At 62.2% G+C, this 19,689-nt stretch carries 17 protein-coding genes and 2 tRNA genes; 16 read left to right on the forward strand and 3 right to left on the reverse strand.

Going from position 1 to position 19,689, the window contains the following annotated elements; translation table 11 throughout:
* Positions 1-113: 113 nt before the first annotated feature.
* The 3 genes from O3299_RS01480 to O3299_RS01490 all read left to right on the forward strand — a co-directional run bounded on the left by O3299_RS01480 (position 114) and on the right by O3299_RS01490 (position 4,515).
* Positions 114-2,474 carry a DNA translocase FtsK gene (locus tag O3299_RS01480; RefSeq protein ID WP_099664816.1) on the forward strand — a complete coding sequence of 787 codons (2,361 nt, stop codon included), beginning with the start codon at positions 114-116 and terminating at the stop codon, positions 2,472-2,474.
* A 3-nt stretch (positions 2,475-2,477) separates the two neighbouring features.
* On the forward strand, positions 2,478-3,134 hold the full coding sequence (gene lolA / locus O3299_RS01485; protein WP_035826475.1) for an outer membrane lipoprotein chaperone LolA: 657 nt from the start codon (positions 2,478-2,480) through the stop codon (positions 3,132-3,134).
* A gap of 73 nt (positions 3,135-3,207) precedes the next feature.
* Positions 3,208-4,515, forward strand: a complete 1,308-nt coding sequence (locus O3299_RS01490; RefSeq protein WP_289906531.1) for a replication-associated recombination protein A — start codon at positions 3,208-3,210, stop codon at positions 4,513-4,515.
* A 3-nt stretch (positions 4,516-4,518) separates the two neighbouring features.
* Here the strand turns inward: O3299_RS01490 and O3299_RS01495 are convergent, their stop codons facing one another.
* Positions 4,519-5,259, reverse strand: coding sequence for an NAD(P)-dependent oxidoreductase (locus O3299_RS01495; RefSeq protein ID WP_305061340.1), 741 nt, complete (start codon positions 5,257-5,259; stop codon positions 4,519-4,521).
* A complete protein-coding gene (locus tag O3299_RS01500) occupies positions 5,256-5,546 on the reverse strand; it encodes a DUF2917 domain-containing protein (protein ID WP_305061341.1) in 291 nt (96 codons plus the stop codon). The genes O3299_RS01495 and O3299_RS01500 overlap by 4 nt, the downstream gene beginning before the upstream one ends.
* Before the next feature lie 180 nt (positions 5,547-5,726).
* Here O3299_RS01500 and O3299_RS01505 point away from each other — a divergent pair, with 180 nt between their 5' ends.
* The 5 genes from O3299_RS01505 (at position 5,727) to O3299_RS01525 (ending at position 9,695) form a co-directional block, all read left to right on the forward strand.
* A complete protein-coding gene (locus tag O3299_RS01505) occupies positions 5,727-7,148 on the forward strand; it encodes a PLP-dependent aminotransferase family protein (RefSeq protein WP_305061342.1) in 1,422 nt (473 codons plus the stop codon).
* 276 nt (positions 7,149-7,424) lie between these two features.
* A complete protein-coding gene (locus O3299_RS01510; RefSeq protein ID WP_305061343.1) occupies positions 7,425-7,622 on the forward strand; it encodes a hypothetical protein in 198 nt (65 codons plus the stop codon).
* A gap of 146 nt (positions 7,623-7,768) precedes the next feature.
* Positions 7,769-9,058: a serine--tRNA ligase gene (gene serS, locus O3299_RS01515; RefSeq protein ID WP_099664810.1), complete on the forward strand. Its 1,290-nt coding sequence runs from the start codon at positions 7,769-7,771 to the stop codon at positions 9,056-9,058.
* Positions 9,059-9,168: 110 nt separating this feature from the next.
* Positions 9,169-9,258, forward strand: a tRNA-Ser gene (locus tag O3299_RS01520).
* Between the two features lie 347 nt (positions 9,259-9,605).
* A tRNA-Ser gene (locus O3299_RS01525) sits at positions 9,606-9,695 on the forward strand.
* A 163-nt stretch (positions 9,696-9,858) separates the two neighbouring features.
* Here the strand turns inward: O3299_RS01525 and O3299_RS01530 are convergent.
* On the reverse strand, positions 9,859-10,521 hold the full coding sequence (locus O3299_RS01530; RefSeq protein ID WP_305061344.1) for a hypothetical protein: 663 nt from the start codon (positions 10,519-10,521) through the stop codon (positions 9,859-9,861).
* 125 nt (positions 10,522-10,646) lie between these two features.
* Here O3299_RS01530 and hisC point away from each other — a divergent pair, with 125 nt between their 5' ends.
* The 8 genes from hisC (at position 10,647) to xsc (ending at position 19,615) form a co-directional block, all read left to right on the forward strand.
* Entirely contained in the window at positions 10,647-11,702 is a 1,056-nt protein-coding gene (gene hisC, locus O3299_RS01535) for a histidinol-phosphate transaminase (RefSeq protein WP_305061345.1), read from the forward strand.
* Positions 11,703-11,706: 4 nt separating this feature from the next.
* Positions 11,707-12,144 (forward strand): GNAT family N-acetyltransferase, encoded by a 438-nt coding sequence (locus O3299_RS01540; RefSeq protein ID WP_305057838.1) that lies wholly within the window; start codon positions 11,707-11,709, stop codon positions 12,142-12,144.
* Positions 12,145-12,207: 63 nt separating this feature from the next.
* Positions 12,208-13,077, forward strand: a complete 870-nt coding sequence (locus O3299_RS01545) for an NAD(P)-dependent oxidoreductase (RefSeq protein ID WP_099664806.1) — start codon at positions 12,208-12,210, stop codon at positions 13,075-13,077.
* Positions 13,078-13,284: 207 nt separating this feature from the next.
* Positions 13,285-14,349 carry a YeiH family protein gene (locus O3299_RS01550; RefSeq protein WP_251352042.1) on the forward strand — a complete coding sequence of 355 codons (1,065 nt, stop codon included), beginning with the start codon at positions 13,285-13,287 and terminating at the stop codon, positions 14,347-14,349.
* Positions 14,350-14,365: 16 nt separating this feature from the next.
* Entirely contained in the window at positions 14,366-15,670 is a 1,305-nt protein-coding gene (locus tag O3299_RS01555) for a D-amino acid dehydrogenase (protein ID WP_305053435.1), read from the forward strand.
* Positions 15,667-16,482 carry a thiazole synthase gene (locus O3299_RS01560; RefSeq protein WP_289911914.1) on the forward strand — a complete coding sequence of 272 codons (816 nt, stop codon included), beginning with the start codon at positions 15,667-15,669 and terminating at the stop codon, positions 16,480-16,482. The genes O3299_RS01555 and O3299_RS01560 overlap by 4 nt, the downstream gene beginning before the upstream one ends.
* An 82-nt stretch (positions 16,483-16,564) precedes the next feature.
* Entirely contained in the window at positions 16,565-17,575 is a 1,011-nt protein-coding gene (locus O3299_RS01565) for a porin (protein WP_099664802.1), read from the forward strand.
* A gap of 225 nt (positions 17,576-17,800) precedes the next feature.
* A complete protein-coding gene (gene xsc / locus O3299_RS01570; RefSeq protein ID WP_289899186.1) occupies positions 17,801-19,615 on the forward strand; it encodes a sulfoacetaldehyde acetyltransferase in 1,815 nt (604 codons plus the stop codon).
* Positions 19,616-19,689 lie beyond the last annotated feature (74 nt).

Genomic DNA, 19,689 nt, shown 5'->3' on the forward strand with positions numbered 1-19,689 from the left:
CCGCCTGTAGCGACGAATCGTGGGGCCGTCCGGGGCATATATGGCTTAGAATACTTCCTTATTATGGGAAATTCCCTTTCAGAAACATTTTTCACCTTGCAGCGCTTCCCAGAATGACTAAACCAGCCCAGGCCAATCAAAATAGCTACACCCGAAAACCGGTCGAACGCCGGCCCCTGCCCAACCGGCTGGTGCGGCTGTTGTCCGAGGCGCGCTGGTTCGCGCTGGCCGCGTTTGCCTTGTATTTCGTGCTGATCCTGGCCAGCTTCAACAAGCTTGACCCTGGCTGGTCGCATGCCACCAACGTCGACAAGGTCGCCAACCTGGGCGGCAAGCTCGGTGCCACCTTTTCCGACCTGTTGCTGTACATCTTCGGCTTTTCCGCCTGGTGGTGGTGCGTGTGGCTGCTGCGCACGGTGTGGCATGGCTACCGGCGCCTGAGTAAGCGCTTCCTGCTGGAAGAGGAAGAGGTGGAGCGCGAGCACCATGTCGAGATGCTGATCCGCATCGTCGGCTTCTCCATCATGCTGATCGGCAGCATGGGTCTCGAATACCTGCGCATGGCGAAAAGCCTGCACGTGCAGCTGCCGCGCGATCCGGGCGGCGTGCTGGGCCAGCTGGTGGGGCACTCGGCCCACGTGGCGTTCGGTTTCACGGGCGCCACTTTATTGCTGTTGCTGCTGTTTGGCCTGGGTTTCAGCCTGTTCTTCCATGTGTCTTGGCTGCAAGTGGCCGAGCGCATCGGCGGCGCCATCGAAGATGCCTTCAACTGGTTCGTGCTGCGCTACCAGGACCGCGAAGACCGCCGCCAAGGCGAAGTGGCCGCCGTGCGCCGCGACGAAGTGGTGGTCATCGAGCGGGCCAAGCACGTGGAAAAGCACGTGGCCGCGCCGCCCGTGAAGATCGAGCCGCAGGTTGTGACGGTGGTGAAATCCGAGCGCGTGGAAAAGGAACGCCAGGCTCATTTGTTCGAGAACCTGGGCGATGGCAAGCTGCCGCCCTTGTCGCTGCTGGACGAGGCGCCACCCGTGGTGGAAACGGTTTCCGTGGAAACCCTGGAATTTACGAGCCGCCTGATCGAAAAGAAATTGTCCGACTTTGGCGTGGATGCCAAGGTAGTGGCCGCTTACCCCGGCCCCGTGGTCACGCGCTATGAAATCGAGCCGGCCACGGGCGTCAAAGGCAGCCAGATCGTCGGCCTGGCGCGCGACCTGGCCCGTTCGCTGTCGCTGACGTCGATCCGGGTCGTGGAAACCATTCCCGGCAAGAATTACATGGCCTTGGAATTGCCGAACAGCAAGCGCCAGATCGTGCGCCTGACGGAAATCCTCGGCTCCAAGGTCTACAACGATGGTGTGTCCAGCCTGACGATTGCGCTGGGCAAGGATATCGCCGGCAAGCCCGTCGTGGCCGATTTGGCCAAGATGCCCCACTTGCTGGTGGCCGGTACCACCGGTTCCGGTAAATCCGTGGGCATCAATGCGACCATCCTGTCGCTGCTGTACAAATCCGACCCGCTCGACGTGCGTTTGATCCTGATCGATCCGAAGATGCTGGAAATGTCCGTCTACGAAGGCATTCCGCACTTGCTGGCGCCCGTCGTGACGGACATGCGCCAGGCTGGCCATGCGCTGAACTGGGCCGTGAACGAGATGGAACGCCGCTACAAGCTGATGAGCAAGATGGGCGTGCGTAACCTGGCCGGCTACAACGCGAAGATTGCCGACGCGAAAAAGCGCGAAGAACACATCCCGAATCCGTTCAGCCTGACGCCGGATTCGCCGGAACCGCTGGAAAAACTGCCGACCATCGTCATCATCATCGACGAACTGGCCGATTTGATGATGGTGGTGGGCAAAAAAGTCGAGGAATTGATTGCGCGTATCGCGCAAAAGGCGCGCGCCGCCGGTCTGCACTTGATTCTGGCCACGCAGCGCCCATCTGTAGACGTGATCACGGGCTTGATCAAGGCCAACATTCCTACGCGTATCGCCTTCCAGGTGTCGTCGAAGATCGACTCGCGCACCATTCTGGACCAGATGGGCGCGGAAACCCTGCTGGGCATGGGTGACATGCTGTACATGCCGCCCGGCACCGGCTTGCCGATGCGCGTGCACGGCGCGTTCGTGTCCGATGAAGAAGTGCACCGCGTCGTCAGCCATTTGAAGCTGCAGGGCGAACCGAATTACATCGAGGGCATCCTCGAAGGCGGCACGCTGGAAGGCGACGGCGCCGAAGGCGGCGCGCCGGGCGAGGGCGGCGGCGAGGCCGATGCCCTGTACGACCAGGCGGTGGCGGTGGTGCTGAAAAACCGCCGCGCCTCGATTTCGCTGGTGCAGCGTCATTTGCGCATCGGCTACAACCGTGCCGCCCGTCTGCTCGAGCAGATGGAGCAGAGCGGGGTGGTATCAACCATGCAATCCAATGGCAACCGGGAAATCCTGGTGCCGGCGGCAAGTGCCGAACAAGGGTAAAGAATGAAAAGCAATACTTTCGCAGCAAAAATGATGATCGGCGCGGCCAGCGTTGCCTGCAGCCTGCTGTTCGCGGCCAGCGCCTCGGCCAGCGCGCTTGAACAATTCAAGAGCTTTGCGGCCGGCACCAAGTCGGCCAAGGGCGAATTCGTGCAGCGGCAAGTCAAGAAGGCGGACGCCAGCGGCAAGGCGAAAGTGTCGACGCCCGCCAGCGGCACGTTCGAGTTCGCCCGTCCGGGCAAGTTCATCTGGACCTACCTGAAGCCGTACGAGCAGTTGCTGCAAGCCGATGGCGACAAGCTGTATATCTACGACAAGGACTTGAGCCAGGTGACGGTCAAGAAACTGGGCGACGCGCTCGGTTCCTCGCCGGCGGCCATCTTGTTCGGCAGCAACGACCTGGAAAAGAATTTCACCCTGGCCGAAGCGGGCACGCGCGATGGCCTGGAATGGCTGAAAGCGACACCGAAAGCCAAGGACACGACGTTTGATGAAATCACCATCGGCCTGCGCAATGGCGTGCCGGAAGCGATGGAATTGCGCGATTCGTTCGGTCAGACCTCGGTGCTGGCGTTCAAGAACTTCCAGAAGAATCCGGCGCTTTCGGCCAATCACTTTAAATTTGTCATGCCCAAGGGCGCCGACGTCATTAATAATTAAGACTGTTGCGCCTTGCGTATGAGCCGGCCTCGCAGCAATGCGGGGCTTTTGCATTCTTATTAGGTAACTCATTATGGCGGATCTCTTTTCCACCGCACCGCGCCAGCCGCTGGCCGAAGCCTTGCGGCCAGCCACCCTGAACGAAGTCATCGGCCAGACGCACCTGCTGGGCGCTGGCAAGCCGCTGCGCCTCGCGTTCGAGGCGGGCAAGGCCCATTCGATGATTCTGTGGGGGCCGCCCGGCGTGGGCAAGACCACCCTGGCGCGCCTGATGGCGAATGCTTTCGACAGTGAATTCATCGCCTTGTCGGCCGTGTTTGCTGGCGTGAAAGATATCCGCGCAGCCATGGACCAGGCCCGCCACAGCCTGGACCAGTTCGGCAAGCACACCTTATTGTTCGTCGATGAAATCCACAGGTTTAATAAATCGCAACAAGACGCCTTGCTGCCCTTCGTTGAATCGGGCCTGGTGACGTTCATCGGCGCGACGACGGAAAACCCCAGCTTCGAAGTCAATTCGGCGCTGCTGTCGCGCGCGCAAGTGTATGTGTTGAAATCGCTCAACGAAGACGAGATGAAGCAGTTGCTGGCCAAGGCGCAAAGCACGGCGCTGACGCACCTGAGCTTCGACGAGGCGGCGGCCGATACCCTGATCGGCTACGCGGACGGCGATGCGCGCCGCTTCCTGAATTTGCTGGAGCAGGCCGAGACGGCTGCCAGCTCGACGGGCACAACGAAGATTGACGCGGCCTTCGTCGACAATGCGCTGACCTTGAATTCGCGCCGCTTCGACAAGGGCGGCGACAATTTCTATGACCAGATTTCTGCCCTGCACAAGTCCGTGCGCGGTTCCAACCCGGACGCCGCCCTGTACTGGTTTTGCCGCATGATCGACGGCGGCGCCGACCCCCGTTATTTGTCGCGGCGCATCGTGCGCATGGCCTGGGAAGACATCGGCCTGGCCGACCCCCGCGCCTTGACCATGGTCAATGACGCGGCGGAAACGTATGAGCGGCTCGGTTCGCCCGAAGGCGAGCTGGCGCTGGGCCAGGCCGTCATCTACCTGGCGATTGCCGCGAAAAGCAATGCCGGCTATAACGCGTTCAACACGGCCATGGCCTTCGTCAAGAAAGATAAATCGAAGGAAGTGCCCGTGCACTTGCGCAATGCGCCGACGAAGCTGATGAAGGAGCTGGGCTACGGTCACGCCTACCGTTATGCGCACGATGAGCCCGATGCGTATGCGGCCGGTGAAACGTATTTTCCGGATGGCATGGCGGAGCCGGGCTGGTACCAACCCGTGCCCCGCGGCCTGGAAAGCAAGATTGCCGACAAGCTGGCGTGGCTGCGCGAGCTGGACAGGAAGGCAGGGAAGGGCTGAGGCTTACAGGCCCAGCAAAGTAAAACCGTCATCCTGCGGCGCGTAGCCCACCAGCTGGCGCGTCGCCGCGATCGACAAGCGTTTATAACGGTTGTCCGACACGCCATGCACGACGTGGTAGCCGGCCGGCACGTCGGCGGCGATGCAGCGGGCCAGCAATTGCACCACGTCGCGTTCGCTGATGAAGGCGGCGACGTCGCGCGCGCTGTGTTGTTGACCTTTCTCAAACTGCGCCACGTTGGCGATGCGCACGGCGATCGCCGTCATGCCATGCTGGTGGGCGAATGCGGAGGCCACGCTTTCGCCGAAGGCCTTGCTGGCGCCATACATGTTCGCCGGGCGCGCGGGCATGTGCTCATGCACCTGTACGTCGAGTGGATAGCCTTCCACGGCTTGCGCGCTGCTGGCGAACACGACTCTTTTCACGCCTTGCGCCTGCGCCGCGCGGAAGATGTTGTGCGTGCCGATGATGTTCGGCTGCAACAGTTGCGCATCGAAATCGGCGCTGGCGTGCGGCACGCCGGCCAGGTGCAGTACCACGTCGATGTTGGCGCAGGCGGCCAGGCAGGCACCATAGTCGCTCACGTCGAGCTGAATGAACGGGCAGGGCGCTTCGGCCAGCTTGCCTGTGTGCAGGTCGGCCAGGCGCAGGGAAAATTCCCCGTGCCGGCTCTTCCAGAAAACGGTGCCGATCACGCCGGCGGCGCCCGTGACGAGGACGCGCAGTGGTGGTGCTTGAGTCATGTATTCCTAGTATTCAAGGTGTGAGGCAGTGCCAGGTTCAGCCAGCGCAGCAGGGCGGGGCGCGGTGCGGCAGTGCCATGGACGCGGATGTGTCCGCTACCCACGGCTTCGACCAGCACCAGGCCGTCATTCGGTATCGTGTAGCGTTCGCCGCTGCGCAGCACGCAATCCTCGAACTGGGCGTAGGCCGTGATCCACGCCGTGCCGGACAGGCATTCGATGACCTTGGCGCACCCTTTTTCCAGGCGCAAGGGCTGTTCGCTGCGTAATTCGTGGTCGGTATGCATGGCGTCGCTCCTGTTGTGCTGACAGGAACAGCTTAGGCCCTTGCGGTGAACCATGACAGATGCAGGAAAACGAAATTGTGATGAATACAGTACACTTCGTCGTAGACTGTGCTTATCAAAAAAGCGGGCAACTGTATCTGTGCCGGCCCCGCGCGGCGGCCGCATACTGAAGGGATGAACATGAGCGCGCATTTGAATCTGTACGAGCACCTGGCCAACGAGCTGGGTGCGCTGATCGACTCGCGCGTGTTCGCGCCCGGCGACCGCCTGCCTTCGATACGCCACCTGGCGCAGCAAAAGCGCATTTCCATCAGTACCGTGATGCAAGCCTTGCGCCTGATGGAAGACCGGGGGCAAGTCGATGCGCGGCCCCAGTCCGGCTATTTCGTGCGCCACCGGGCGCCGCGCCGGCCCTGCAGCGCCGACGCCCAGCACCTGAAGGAGCCGGCCTTCGTCGGCATCAACAATCTGTTGATGCGTGTGCTGAAGGACAACGAAACGGCGAATATCGTGCAGCTGGGCACGGCCTGGCCGCCCGACGAGATCCTGCCGATCAAGCGCATGCAGCGCACCATCAGCGCCGTGGCGCGGCGCGATCCTGTACTGCTGAGTAAAGTCAGCTGCTACGACATCAGCGAAGGCAATTTCCTGCGCCAGGTGGCGCGTCGCGCGCTGGACTGGGGCAAGCTCGACCCGCACGAGATCGTCGTGACGAATTCCTGCACGGAAGCGATCAGCCTGTGCCTGCGCGCCGTCGCCAGGCCGGGCGACACCATCGCCATCGAGTCGGCCACGTATTTCGTGCTGCTGCAAATGATCGAAAGCCTGGGCATGAAGGCGCTGGAAATTCCCACCGACCCGAAGACGGGGCCGTCGCTCGACGCGCTGGAACTGGCCTTGCGCGCCGGCCTCGTGCAAGCGTGCCTGTTCGTGCCGAACGCAAATAATCCCCTGGGCTGCGTCATGCCGGAAGCAAACAAGAAGCGGCTGGCGGGGCTGCTGTCGGAATTCAATATTCCGCTGGTGGAAGACGACGTATATGGCGACCTGTGCTTTGCGCCGCAGCGTCCGTGGCCCGTGAAGGCCTATGACACGAGCGGCAATGTGCTGTTGTGCTCCTCGTTTTCCAAGGCGATCACCCCCGCGTCGCGCGTGGGCTACGTGCTGGCCGGGCGTTTCGCGCAGGAAGTGGCGCTGCTGAAAACCGTGTCGAGCGGCGCCACCAGCCATTTCTTCCAGGCCGTGCTGGCCGACTTTCTGGAAGGCAGCAGCTACGACCAGCAGCTGCGCAAGATGCGGCGCACCCTGGTGCAGCGCATCGCCCGCATGTCCGACGCCGTGGCGGCCAGCTTTCCGGCGGACTGCATGCTGTCCGAGCCGCAGGGCGGATTCGTGCTGTGGGTGCAGATGCCGCCGCAAGTCGATGCGCTGGCCCTGCATGGCCAGGCGATCGCGGACGGCGTGGCGTATATGCCGGGCCAGCTTTTCTCGGCCTCGGGCAAGTTCGGCAATTATCTGCGCCTCAATTGCGGCAATGCGTGGACGCCGCGCATCGAGCAGGCTATCGGCCGCTTGGGGCGTCTCGTCAAGGACGCCTTGTAGAACGCCTGTCAAAACCTACTGCGCGGCGCGCTTTGCGGCCTGCGATGCTCACCGTGCTCTAGCACGGTTGCGCTTCTTAGCCACAAATCACTGCCGCTCGCTACGGTTTTGTCAGGCGTTGTTCATTCCCTTGTTTTCCCTTCAGTCCCCGTTTTTCACCGTTCGCTCCCTGTTTTTCGCCGCTGGTCGCAAGCCGGTGGCGTTGTTTGCGGCCGTTGGCTAAAGTACCACCATACCAGCAGCAGTCAACGAAACAAACTAACCAGGAGTCACATCATGAACGCACTGAAAAACATGGAAATCACCTTTGTCGCCGCCGCCATCATCGCCATCGGCGCCAGCTTCGCCACCGCCGGCGCGAATACCCTGGAAGTGAGCGCCGGCAGCAGCGTGATCGCCCAGGCCGCAGACATGCCTGTCGTTACCGTCAGCGCCCGCCGCCTGACGGCTGCCGAAAAAGCCGCGTTCATTTAAGCAATAAGCCAAGCAGAAAATGTAAAGGGGGCGGGAGTGCCCGGCCAGGCCGCCATGACGATGGTTGACCTTGCGCAAAACTCATCGAAGTGAACTGGGTCTTGGTACAATGAGTGCTTTCGATACATCGGCACCGCCATCCACCCATGATAGATATCCAACTTCTCCGTAAAGACATCGCCACCGTCGCAGAACGCCTGGCGACGCGCAAATTCCAGCTCGACGTGGCAGGCTTTACCGCCCTCGAAGCCGAACGCAAGGCGATCCAGACGCGCACCGAAGAGCTGCAGGGCAAGCGCAATGCGCTGTCCAAGCAAATCGGCATGTTGAAAGGCAAGGGGGAAGACACCTCGGCCGTGATGGCGCAAGTGGCCGGCCTGGGCGATGAGTTGAAAGCCGATGAAGCGGCCCTGACCCTGGTGCAAGCCAAGCTGAGCGATTTCATCATGGCCGTGCCGAACTTGCCGCATGAATCGTCGCCCCTGGGCACGGACGAGTCGGGCAACGTGGAAGTGCGCAAGGTCGGCACGCCACGCACCTTCGATTTCGAGGTCAAGGATCACGTCGACGTGGGCGCCCCGCTGGGCCTCGACTTCGAAGTGGCCACCAAGCTGACCGGTTCGCGCTTCTCCGTCATGAAGGGCGGCATCGCCCGCCTGCACCGCGCACTGGCGCAATTCATGCTCAACACCCATGTGGACGAGCACGGCTACACGGAATGCTATACGCCGTACATGGTCAACGCCGATTCCTTGCGCGGCACGGGCCAGTTGCCGAAATTCGAAGCCGATCTGTTCTCGGTGAAAAAAGGCGGCGCGGAAGGCGAGGGCGAGACCTTCTACCTGATCCCCACGTCGGAAGTGTCGCTGACCAACATCGCGCGCGATGAAATCCTTGCGCTCGATCAACTGCCCCTGAAAATGACGGCCCACACGCCATGCTTCCGCTCGGAAGCGGGCAGCTACGGCCGCGACACGCGCGGCATGATCCGCCAGCACCAGTTCGACAAGGTGGAAATGGTGCAAGTAGTGCATCCGGACACGTCGTACCAGGTGCTGGAAGAAATGGTCGGTCATGCGGAAAGCATCTTGCAACGCCTGGGCCTGCCATACCGCGTGATGTCGCTGTGCACGGGCGACATGGGTTTCGGCGCCACCAAGACCTTCGACCTGGAAGTTTGGCTGCCGGCGCAAAACACCTATCGCGAGATTTCGTCCCTGTCGAACTGCGAAGCCTTCCAGGCCCGCCGCATGCAGGCGCGTTTCCGCAACGCGGCCGGCAAGCCGGAACTGGCGCACACCCTGAACGGCTCCGGCCTGGCGGTGGGCCGCACCCTGGTGGCCGTGCTGGAAAACTACCAGCAAGCGGACGGCAGCGTCGAGATCCCGGCCGTGCTGCGCCCGTACATGGGTGGCCTGACGCACCTGAAGGCCTGAAAGGTTCACGCAGCCCGGTGAATGGAAGGCGCAAAATAGTCCTTCCATTTTTCCAAGCGGCTGCTATAATCTTGCCTTCTCGCAGCAATGCGGGAAAGACCGCAGCAAATGGAGAGGTGGCAGAGTGGTCGAATGTACTTGACTCGAAATCAAGCGTACGTTAAATCGTACCGTGGGTTCGAATCCCACCCTCTCCGCCAGAACAAATAGAGAAAGCTCCCGCAAGGGAGCTTTTTTTATTTGTGGCGGCGAAGAGGAGCAAGGCGCCTGCGCGCCTTGCGCGTGGGATTCGAAGACGAGCGCGTACTCGCGCGAGGCTCCCCGAATCGTCAAATTGGTTTTCACGCGTGCGCCAAGGTGGCGTCTACAAAGGCGAGCCGCGCCTTGTACGAGGCTCCCCGAATCGCCCGATCAGTTTTTTGGTTTGGCTACCAGCCCTCAGTTGCAAATCGCCAATAAAACCCCTACCCAACCCAACAATCCCCATGCTAAAATAGCGCCTCGTTCAAACAGGCACGTCAGTTTGAACGAATAGACCGCAGTAAACGGAGAGGTGGCAGAGTGGTCGAATGTACTTGACTCGAAATCAAGCGTACGTTAAATCGTACCGTGGGTTCGAATCCCACCCTCTCCGCCAGAATACATAAGAGAAGCTCCCGCAAGGGAGCTTTTTTTATGCCCACAACAGATGCCAGCCACCAGCGCATCAAACCCAGGTAGAAAAACCGCCCAAAGCGCGCAGCGCAAGGCGTTTTTTCCTCCATTCAGACTTTGAAAGCCAGCGTCCCCACTACCGCAAGCTAGTGCACGAGCTTGGCCACCGCAAACGCGACGCCCGACATGGCAATGATCGTCCCCACGCACGACAGGATGACAGCCGACTTCGCCTCAGCCACATCTGACTTGGTCGCATAATTGGAGCGCACCACAGCGAGGTCCAGTTTCAAGCCACTGACATCCGTCTTGAGAACGCCGACATCGGTCTTGAGAGCAGCGACATCCGTTTTCAGACCAGCAACATCCACCTTGAGGCCAGTGACATCCGTTTTCAGACCGGCAACATCCACCTTGATGTCAGCCACATCGACCTTTACATCCTTTACGTCCAGTTTCACACTGGCCATGTCTTTTGCCAGTGCGTTGACTTGCTCGTCCATGGCGGAATCCTCCGTGCTTGTCACTGCATGCTCCTCGCTTTTTTCACCGCTGTCAAACAGTGTCCCGAGGGTATCGCGCATGGCTTTGCTATTGCTTGCCAGGCGTTGCGCCAGCGCCGTCACGCGCTGCAAGTCGGCCATTCCTTCGCCCTGTAGCTGCTCCGTGGCAGTCTGCAATTCCACGGTGATCTGCTCGCTGAGACTGGCTGCGACCTGCAGCCACGCATCGATTTTGCGCTGGCGTGACTGTTGCGTCAGCGCGCCATGCCGCACCTGCGTATCGCTCAGCTTGTGCATGCTGTTCATGCTGCGTCCTCTTCGCGTTGGGGCCGATGCCGCCCAGGCTACTCTTCGCCGATGGTGTCCGCCTTGACCCCGCTCACCCTATGGTAATCTACCGTACCCCCATCCTGCCCCCACCAATAAAACCAATGAGCCGATTCTGGAGCACCATCGTCAGCGAGCTGACCCCCTACATCCCGGGCGAGCAACCGAAACTGCCCGGCCTGGTCAAACTCAACACCAACGAAAACCCCTACGGCCCGTCGCCCCAGGTGCTGGCCGCGCTGCGCGATGCGGCCAACGACAGCCTGCGCCTCTACCCGGACCCTTCCGCCAGCGAACTGAAGCAAACCCTGGCCACTTACCACGGACTGAGCAGCGCGCAAGTGTTCGTCGGCAACGGTTCCGACGAAGTGCTGGCGCTGGCTTTCATGGCCTTGCTCAAGCACGATGCGCCGCTGCTGTTCCCGGATATCAGCTACAGCTTCTACCCCGTGTATTGCAAGCTGTACGGCATCGACTACCGCACGGTCGCGCTCGACGATGCCATGCGCATCCGCCCGGAAGACTACCAGGGGCCGTGCGGCGCCATCATCTTTCCTAATCCCAATGCGCCGACAGGCGTGGACTTGCCGCTGGCCGGCGTGGAAGCGCTGCTGCGCGAGCATCCCGACGCCGTGGTGGTGGTCGATGAAGCGTATGTGGATTTTGGCGGCGAGAGCGCCGTGTCCCTGGTCGAGCGTTATCCGAACTTGCTGGTGGTGCAGACGTTCTCGAAGTCGCGCTCGCTGGCCGGCTTGCGCGTGGGCAGCGCCTTCGGGCATCCTGACCTGATCGAGGCGCTGGAAAGAGTGAAGAACAGTTTCAACTCGTATCCGCTGGACCGGCTGGCCTTGGCCGGCGCTGTGGCGTCGCTGCATGACGAAGCGTATTTCCAGCAGACGCGCCAGGCCGTGATCGCCAGCCGCGAACAGCTGACGGCGGACCTGGCGGCGCTGGGCTTCGAGGTACTGCCTTCGGTGGCCAATTTCGTCTTTGCCCGCCACCCGCAGCATGACGCGGCGCAACTGGCCGCCGGCTTGCGCGCCCGCTCCGTGATCGTGCGCCATTTCAACGCGCCGCGCATCAGCCAGTATTTGCGCATCAGCATAGGCAACCCAGCCGAATGCGCAGCCCTGGTGGCGGCGCTGCGCGACCTGCTGTGACGCCATGCTGACCTTCTTGCCTGCCAGCCTGGCCGATGGCGAGGCGCTGGCCAGCCTGCGCGTGGCTGCCATGCGCGCAAGCCTGGAGCGCATCGGCCGCTATGATCCGCAGCGCGCGCGTGATCGTTTCCTGGCCAGCTACGACCCAGCCCGCACCTGGCAGTTGCGCCATGACGACACGCTGGCCGGCTTCTATGTGTTGCGGCCGCAAGCGGACTATCTGTTGCTCGACCACCTCTACCTGGCGCCCGGCTACCAGCGGCAAGGCATGGGCGCGGCCGTGCTGGCGCGCGTGTTTGCCGAGGCCGATGCGGCCCGCCAGAGCGTGCGCGTGGGCGCCTTGCGCGGCAGCGAGGCGAACCGCTTCTATGTGCGTCACGGCTTCGTGCCCGATGGCGAGGAAGAGTTCGACCTGTATTATCGGCGCGCCCCCGCGCCTTGAGGCTGCCGGCGGCGACTGTTTGTGCAACAATAATCGGATTCATTCATCGACAGGACGGACAATATGGCAAAAGTGGCATTCATCGGTTTGGGCGTCATGGGTTTCCCCATGGCAGGTCACCTGGCGGCGGGCGGGCACGACGTCACCGTGTACAACCGCAATCCGGCCCGCGCGGCCGCCTGGCTGGAACAGCACAAGGGCAGCAGCGCCGCCACGCCGGCCGCCGCCGCTGCAGGCGCCGAGTTCGTGTTTACGTGCATCGGCAACGATAATGATCTGTATCAAGTCATCCTGGAAGAGGGCGGCTTGCTGTCCGCCATGGCGCCGGGCAGCATCCTGATCGACCATACGACGGCATCGGCCGAAGCGGCGCGCACCATCCATGCGGCGGCGAAAGAGCAGGGCGTGTTCTTCCTCGACGCGCCCGTGTCCGGCGGCCAGGCGGGCGCGGAAAACGGCAAGCTGACCGTGATGGTGGGCGGCGATGCGGAAGCGTATGCAAGGGCCGAGCCCGTCATTGCGCTGTTCTCGCGCGCCGTCACCTACATGGGTGCTTCCGGTTCCGGCCAGCTCACAAAAATGGTCAACCAGATCTGCATCGCGGGCCTGGTGCAAGCCTTGAGCGAAGGCATCGCCTTTGCGGAAAACGCGGGCCTTGATGCGGCGCTCGTCGTCGACGTGATTTCCAAGGGCGCGGCGCAGTCGTGGCAGCTGGAAAACCGGGGCAAGACCATGATCGAGCGCAAGTTCGACTTCGGCTTCGCCGTCGACCTGATGCGCAAGGACCTGGGCATCTGCCTCGCCGAAGCCAAGCGCAACGGCAGCGACTTGCCCGTGACGACCTTGACGGACCAGTTCTATGGCGAAGTGCAGCAGGCGGGCGGCAACCGCTACGATACATCCAGCCTGATTACCCGCCTGAACAAAAAGTAAGCCCTCAGGCTCATAGTTAAAGAGCGGCGCGTCCCTGCAAAGGGCCGCGCCGCTTGTCGTTTACGCCAGCATTAACCTTAAAACGTCAGTTTCCGGAACATCCGGTTTCGATTTTCATGGAAAAGCATGGACTTCGCTAGCTCATCGTGTATTATTAAAAAACGAGATGAAATGTCCCAATTTTTAAAACATTATGAGCGGACCCGCATGAAAACCAACTCCTCAGCGATAACACGCGTTGTCGACAAGAACATTCCCTACCTGTCTTCCGCCGTCGCCATCTGGCGTCCCCGCGCCGTGCTGCGCAGCTGGCCCGGCGTGGCCATCGCGCTGGTGATCGCCCTGTCGGCCACCTTTATTTCCAGCAATTACGGCGGCCCCCAGCTGCTGTATGCGCTGTTCTTCGGCCTGGCCTTCCACTTCCTCGCATCCGACCCTACCTGCAAGCCCGGCATCGAGTTTTGCAGCAAGGTGCTGCTGCGCACGGGCGTGGCCCTGCTGGGCGCGCGCATCACGTTCAACCAGATCGCTTCCGTGGGCGTGACGCCCTTATTGATCGTCGTCGGCGGCCTGGTCGCCACCCTGGGTTTCGGCTATATGCTGGCCAGGTGGCTGAAACGGCCCATCACGGAAGGGATTTTGTCCGGTGGTTCCGTGGCCATCTGCGGCGCCTCGGCCGCGCTGGCCATCTCGGCCGTGCTGCCGCAAACCAAGGAAAACGAAAAATTCACGCTGCTGACGGTGGTGGGCGTGACGTCGCTGTCGACCCTGGCCATGATCGTCTACCCGCTGCTGGTCAAGCTGCTGGGCTTTGACCCGACGGAAGCGGGCGTATTCATCGGCGGCACCATCCATGATGTAGCGCAAGTGGTGGGCGCCGGCTACCTGGTCAGCAACCACACGGGCGACGTGGCCACCTTCGTGAAACTGACGCGCGTCGCGTGCCTCGTGCCCGTCGTGCTGGGCCTGTCGATCATGTTCAAGCGCAAGGATGGCAAGAGCGAAGTCGATGCGCCGCCGCTCGTGCCGTTCTTCCTGATCGGCTTTGTCTGGCTCGTCATCACGAACAGCCTGGGCCTGATTCCGCAGGAAGTGAATGGCTGGATCAACAATGCCTCGCGTGCTTGTCTCGTCATCGCCATCGCCGCGCTGGGCGTGAAAACGTCGTTCCAGTCGCTGGCCTCGCTGGGCTGGCGTCCCGTGATCATGCTGGTGATGGAAACGGTGTGGATCGCCGCCTTCGTCGCCATTGCCGTCCTGCTGACGCGCTGAGCGAAGCGGGCCCGCCATGAAGATCCTCGTCCTCGGCGCCGGCGTGGTCGGCACGGCATCGGCCTGGTATTTGCGCCAGGCGGGCCACGATGTGCGCGTGCTCGAGCGCCAGGCGGGCGCCGCGCAGGAAACCAGCTTCGGCAACGGCGGACAGATTTCCGTCTCGCATGCGGAACCGTGGGCCAATCCCGCCACCCTGCGCAAGGTCGTGCGCTGGTTGGGCAAGGACGATGCGCCGCTGCTGTTCCGTCCCCGCCTGGATGCGCTGCAATGGCAGTGGGCCTTGCACTACCTGCGCGAATGTTTGCCGTCGCGGGTGGCGCGCAATATGCGCCAGATCGTTGCCCTGGCCGAGTACAGCCGGCAGAGCCTGCAAGCCTTGCGGCGCGAGACGGGCATCGCGTATGACCACCTGGAGCGGGGCATCCTGCATTTTTATACGGAGCAGCAAGAGTTTGACAAATCGCAAGCGGGCGCCGCGCTGTTGCGCGAACTGGGCTGCCCGCGCAACACCGTCAGCGCGGATGAAGTGATACGGCTGGAACCGGCCCTGGCCCACGCCCGCCGGCACATCGTCGGCGGCGATTTCACGGCCAGCGACGAGTCGGGCGACGTGCACCTGTTTACCACGGCGCTGGCCGCGCGCGCCGCCGCTGCCGGCGTGGATTTCCAGTACGGCACCGCCGTGACGCGCTTGCTGGCCGATGGCGAACGCATCGCGGGCGTGGAATGCATCGATGCGCAGGGCCGCCACCGCCTGGAATACGCGGACGCCGTGGTGGTGGCCATGGGCAGCTTTTCCGCGCCCCTGCTGCAGCCGCTGGGCATACGCTTGATGCTGTATCCGGGCAAAGGTTATTCCGCCACGTATCCCATCCTTGACCCGTCCGCCGCGCCGACCGTCTCGCTGACGGACGATGGCCATAAATTGGTGTTTTCGCGCCTGGGCGAGCGCCTGCGCGTGGCGGGCACGTGCGAGTTGAACGGCTACACGCGGGAACTCAATCCCGTGCGCTGCGCCGCCATCACGCGCCGCGTGCAGGCGCTGTTTCCCCACGCCTGCGATTACAGCGACCCCGTCTACTGGGCCGGCCTGCGCCCCCTGACACCGTCGAACGTGCCCTATATCGGCGCCACGCGCTACCGCCAGCTGTTCCTCAACACGGGCCACGGCACCCTGGGCTGGACCATGGGCTGCGGCGCGGGCAGGGCGATCGCCGACCTCGTGTCGGGACGCCGGCCGGAAGTCGATTTTGCGTTTTGCGGGGAGCCGCCCCGGCAAGAGACCGCTTTGGTTCAACTTAGGAGAGCACCACGATGAGAGACGACGCCACCCCCAGCCAGCCACCCAGCGGCCTGACCCTGGCCGGCACCACCTACCAGTCGCGCCTGCTGGTGGGCACCGGCAAGTACAAGGATTTCGAGGAAACGCGCCTGGCCATCGAAGAGAGCGGCGCCGACATTGTCACGGTGACGATACGCCGCGTGAATATCGGCCAGGAAAAGGGCGAGCCGAACTTGCTCGACTTCATTCCGCCATCGAAATACACGATTCTGCCCAACACGGGCGGCTGCTACAACGCGCGCGACGCCGTCTACACCTTGCAACTGGCGCGCGAGTTGCTGGGCGGCCACCCGCTGTGCAAGCTGGAAGTGCTGGGCGATGAAAAGACCTTGTTCCCGAACATGCCGGAAACCCTCAAGGCGGCCGGGGAGCTGGTGCGCGACGGCTTCCAGGTGATGGTGTATTGCAGCGACGACCCCATCCAGGCGCGCATGCTGGAAGACCTCGGCTGCATCGCCGTCATGCCGCTGGCCTCCCTGATCGGCTCGGGCATGGGTATTTTGAATCCGTGGAACTTGTCGCTGATCATCGAGCAAGCCCGCGTGCCCGTGCTGGTCGACGCAGGCGTGGGCACGGCGTCGGACGCGGCCATCGCCATGGAACTCGGTTGCGACGGCATCCTGATGAATACCGCCATCGCGGCGGCGCGCGAACCGATACGCATGGCGCGCGCCATGAAACTGGCAGTGCAGGGCGGACGCGAGGCTTACCTGGCCGGACGCATGCCCCGGAGAGCGAACGCCATGAGCGCTTCGCCCTCGTCGCCGATGGCCGGGCTGATCGCCTGAGCCGCCGCATTTACCCGCAATTGCAGCACCGTTGTTGATTCTTGTTGAAGTACCCATAAAAACCACAATACCTGGAGATGACATGAAACACACACTCGTAGCGGCAGCCATCCTGGCCTCCTTCCTTGCCGGCAACGCCAGCGCCCAATCGTCCGTCACCGTGTACGGCTTGCTCGACGCGGGCCTGACGTCCGAACACGGCGGCGCGGACGGTTCCGTCACCAAACTGGCCACCGGCGTGCAGTCGGGCAGCCGCATCGGCTTCAAGGGCACGGAAGACCTGGGCAATAATTTAAAGGCCAACTTCTTGCTGGAAAACGGCCTCGACGTGGATACGGGCGCCAACCGCCAGGGCGCCTTGTTCGGGCGCAAGGCTTACGTGGGCCTGTCGGGCGGCTTCGGCGCCGTGAACCTGGGCTTGCAGCACAACCCGCTGTTCACCGCGCTGGACAATATCGACCCCTTCGAGACGGGCATGACGGGCGCCTCGATCAACCTGATGAGCGTGGCCAGCCTGCGCACGAAAAATTCCATCATGTACGAGACGCCGAAGGTGAACGGCTTGTCGGCCGCCGTCATGTACGGCCTGGGCGAAAAGCCGGACAGCAACACCCTGGGCCGCACCATCGACTTTTCCATCGATTACGCCAACGGCCCGCTCGTGCTGACCCTGGCCCACGACAACCGCAAGGATACGCCGCTGAACACGGCGAAAGTCACCTTGCTGGGCGGCACCTACGACTTCGGCCCCGCCAAGCTGCACGCCGCGTATGAGACGGACAAGGACGATGCGGGCACGGATTTCCGCAACTACATGCTGGGCGCATCGGCCCCCGTGGGGGCGGCCGGCAGCGTGATGGCTTCGTACATCCGCAAGGATGACCGCACGAATGCGCGCCGCGGCGGGCGCCAGCTGGCCATCGGCTACACGTATGCCTTGTCCAAGCGCACGAATCTGTACACCTCGTACGGCCGCATCAGCAACGATGGCGCGGGCACCAACTTCGTCGGCGATGCATCGAGCGGCGGCAGCGTGCCCTTGCCTGGGCATAACTCGAGCGCCTTCACGGCCGGCATGCGCCTGAAGTTCTAAGCGCGACGGCGCAGCGAGGGATGGCGGCTTGTCTGTTGCGGATAAGCCGCCATTGTTGTTTCAGGAGTGGGGCAAAGTCGCGGATTCCGGATTCAGGAATGAAACAGTCCGATTTTTCATGAAATTTCATTGACAGCGCATTTCGCAACCGTTAAATTGAACACGTATTTCAAATATCGGAACAAAATATACCGATTTTTCATAAAACCGTAAGGAGACTGAGCCATGACCGATCTGTCCGACCAAAAAGCCGCCGCCGCGGCGATACCTGTAGGCCCGCAAAAGATGACGCCTTCCGAAGCGTTCGTGGAAACCCTGGCCGCCAATGGCGTGACCGACATGTTCGGCATCATGGGCTCGGCCTTCATGGATCCGATGGATATCTTCGCCCCGGCCGGCATCCGTTTGATCCCCGTCGTGCACGAGCAGGGCGCCGGCCACATGGCCGACGGCTATGCCCGCGTTTCGGGCCGCCATGGCGTGGTCATCGGCCAGAACGGCCCCGGCATCAGCAATTGCGTCACCGCCATCGCCGCCGCCTACTGGGCGCACACCCCCGTCGTGATCATCACGCCGGAGACGGGCACGATGAGCATGGGCCTGGGCGGCTTCCAGGAAGCGAACCAGTTGCCGATGTTCGAGGAATTTACGAAATACCAGGGCCACGTGACCAATCCCGCCCGCATGGCGGAATTCACGGGCCGCTGCTTTGACCGCGCCATGTCGGAAATGGGTCCGACGCAATTGAATATTCCCCGTGACTATTTCTATGGCGAAATCAAGGCGGAAATCCCGAAACCGAACCGCCTGGACCGCGGCGCCGGCGGCGAGCAAAGCCTCAACGATGCGGCGGAACTGTTGGCCAAGGCCAAGTTCCCGGTGATCATCTCGGGCGGCGGCGTCGTCATGGGCGAAGCGATCGAAGAGTGCAAGGCTCTGGCCGAGCGCCTGGGTGCCCCCGTCGTGAACAGCTACCTGCACAACGACTCCTTCCCCGCCAGCCATCCGCTGTGGTGCGGCCCGCTCGGCTATCAAGGTTCCAAGGCGGCGATGAAACTGATCGCCCAGGCCGACGTCGTCGTGGCCCTCGGTTCGCGCCTGGGGCCGTTCGGCACCTTGCCGCAGCACGGCATGGATTACTGGCCGAAAAATGCCAAGATCATCCAGATCGACGCCGACAACAAGATGCTGGGCCTGGTGAAAAAGATTTCGGTGGGCATCTGCGGCGACGCCAAGGCGGCCGCCAAGGCGATTATTGCCCGCCTGGATGGCAAGAAGCTCGATTGCGACGCCACGCGCGACGCACGCTATGCCACCGTGCAAGCGGAAAAGGCCGCGTGGGAAGAGGAATTGACGAACTGGACCCATGAAAAGGATGCGTACAGCCTGGACATGATCGAGGAACAGAAGAAAGAGCCGGGCAATTACTTGCACCCGCGCCAGGTCTTGCGCGAGCTGGAAAAAGCCATGCCGGAAGACGTGATGGTGTCGACCGACATCGGCAACATCAACTCGGTGGCCAATAGTTACTTGCGCTTCGAAAAGCCGCGCAGCTTCTTTGCGGCGATGAGCTTTGGCAACTGCGGCTATGCCTTCCCGACCATCATCGGCGCCAAGGTTGCCGCACCGCACCGTCCAGCCGTGTCGTATGCGGGCGACGGCGCCTGGGGCATGAGCCTGATGGAAACGATGACGTGCGTGCGCCACAACATTCCCGTGACGGCCGTGGTGTTCCACAACCGCCAGTGGGGCGCGGAAAAGAAAAACCAGGTGGATTTCTACAACCGCCGCTTCGTCGCCGGAGAACTCGACAACCAGAGCTTTGCGGAGATTGCGCGGGCCATGGGCGCCGAAGGCATCACGGTCGACAAGCTGGAAGACGTGGGCCCGGCCCTGAAAAAGGCCATCGACATGCAGATGAATGAAGGCAAGACCACCATCATCGAAATCATGTGCACGCGCGAGCTGGGCGACCCGTTCCGCCGCGATGCGCTGAGCAAGCCGATCCGCCACCTGGACAAGTACAAAGACTACGTGTAATCAGTCTGCCCGATCCTTGTATGACCCCGGTAATCGCGCCGGGTTTTATGTGCCGGAATCATGTTTCATGTCTC

Origin of the sequence: Janthinobacterium sp. SUN176, from assembly GCF_030587335.1 — a bacterium.
Lineage (GTDB): Bacteria > Pseudomonadota > Gammaproteobacteria > Burkholderiales > Burkholderiaceae_D > Janthinobacterium > Janthinobacterium kumbetense.

Bases quoted from the DNA above. Each gene is read 5' to 3' on its own strand.
- O3299_RS01565 (WP_099664802.1), top strand. From the start codon at position 16,565: ATGAAACACACACTCGTAGCGGCAGCCATCCTGGCCTCCTTCCTTGCC.
- O3299_RS01545 (WP_099664806.1), top strand. From the start codon at position 12,208: ATGGCAAAAGTGGCATTCATCGGTTTGGGCGTCATGGGTTTCCCCATG.
- serS (WP_099664810.1), top strand. From the start codon at position 7,769: ATGATAGATATCCAACTTCTCCGTAAAGACATCGCCACCGTCGCAGAA.
- O3299_RS01495 (WP_305061340.1), bottom strand. From the start codon at position 5,259: ATGACTCAAGCACCACCACTGCGCGTCCTCGTCACGGGCGCCGCCGGC.
- hisC (WP_305061345.1), top strand. From the start codon at position 10,647: ATGAGCCGATTCTGGAGCACCATCGTCAGCGAGCTGACCCCCTACATC.
- O3299_RS01505 (WP_305061342.1), top strand. From the start codon at position 5,727: ATGAGCGCGCATTTGAATCTGTACGAGCACCTGGCCAACGAGCTGGGT.
- lolA (WP_035826475.1), top strand. From the start codon at position 2,478: ATGAAAAGCAATACTTTCGCAGCAAAAATGATGATCGGCGCGGCCAGC.
- O3299_RS01540 (WP_305057838.1), top strand. From the start codon at position 11,707: ATGCTGACCTTCTTGCCTGCCAGCCTGGCCGATGGCGAGGCGCTGGCC.
- O3299_RS01530 (WP_305061344.1), bottom strand. From the start codon at position 10,521: ATGAACAGCATGCACAAGCTGAGCGATACGCAGGTGCGGCATGGCGCG.
- O3299_RS01560 (WP_289911914.1), top strand. From the start codon at position 15,667: ATGAGAGACGACGCCACCCCCAGCCAGCCACCCAGCGGCCTGACCCTG.
- O3299_RS01480 (WP_099664816.1), top strand. From the start codon at position 114: ATGACTAAACCAGCCCAGGCCAATCAAAATAGCTACACCCGAAAACCG.
- O3299_RS01510 (WP_305061343.1), top strand. From the start codon at position 7,425: ATGAACGCACTGAAAAACATGGAAATCACCTTTGTCGCCGCCGCCATC.
- O3299_RS01490 (WP_289906531.1), top strand. From the start codon at position 3,208: ATGGCGGATCTCTTTTCCACCGCACCGCGCCAGCCGCTGGCCGAAGCC.
- O3299_RS01550 (WP_251352042.1), top strand. From the start codon at position 13,285: ATGAAAACCAACTCCTCAGCGATAACACGCGTTGTCGACAAGAACATT.
- O3299_RS01500 (WP_305061341.1), bottom strand. From the start codon at position 5,546: ATGCATACCGACCACGAATTACGCAGCGAACAGCCCTTGCGCCTGGAA.
- xsc (WP_289899186.1), top strand. From the start codon at position 17,801: ATGACCGATCTGTCCGACCAAAAAGCCGCCGCCGCGGCGATACCTGTA.
- O3299_RS01555 (WP_305053435.1), top strand. From the start codon at position 14,366: ATGAAGATCCTCGTCCTCGGCGCCGGCGTGGTCGGCACGGCATCGGCC.